The sequence below is a fragment of the Chryseobacterium sp. SIMBA_029 genome (assembly GCF_046535275.1).
Lineage (GTDB): Bacteria > Bacteroidota > Bacteroidia > Flavobacteriales > Weeksellaceae > Chryseobacterium.
Window position 1 is genome coordinate 1 of sequence record NZ_JAWRXA010000051.1, and the last position, 413, is coordinate 413.

Sequence of the window (413 nt, forward strand, 5' to 3'; positions counted from 1 at the left end):
TTAGTAGCGGGAACCGGACTCGAACCGATGACCTTCGGGTTATGAGCCCGACGAGCTACCTACTGCTCCATCCCGCGGTGTATTTTTAGAGTGCTTACCGAAAGCACTTAACTTAGTAGCGGGAACCGGACTCGAACCGATGACCTTCGGGTTATGAGCCCGACGAGCTACCTACTGCTCCATCCCGCGGTGTATTTTTAGAGTGCTTACCGAAAGCACTTAACTTAGTAGCGGGAACCGGACTCGAACCGATGACCTTCGGGTTATGAGCCCGACGAGCTACCTACTGCTCCATCCCGCGGTGTATTTTTAGAGTGCTTACCGAAAGCACTTAACTTAGTAGCGGGAACCGGACTCGAACCGATGACCTTCGGGTTATGAGCCCGACGAGCTACCTACTGCTCCATCCCGCG

Annotated in this window: 4 tRNA genes; all 4 read right to left on the reverse strand. The window is 54.0% G+C overall.

The window, feature by feature from the left end:
* Positions 1-4 precede the first annotated feature (4 nt).
* A tRNA-Met gene (locus SB679_RS23155) sits at positions 5-77 on the reverse strand.
* A 39-nt stretch (positions 78-116) separates the two neighbouring features.
* Positions 117-189, reverse strand: a tRNA-Met gene (locus SB679_RS23160).
* 39 nt (positions 190-228) lie between these two features.
* Positions 229-301 (reverse strand) — tRNA-Met (locus SB679_RS23165).
* Between the two features lie 39 nt (positions 302-340).
* Positions 341-413: transfer RNA gene (locus SB679_RS23170), tRNA-Met, on the reverse strand.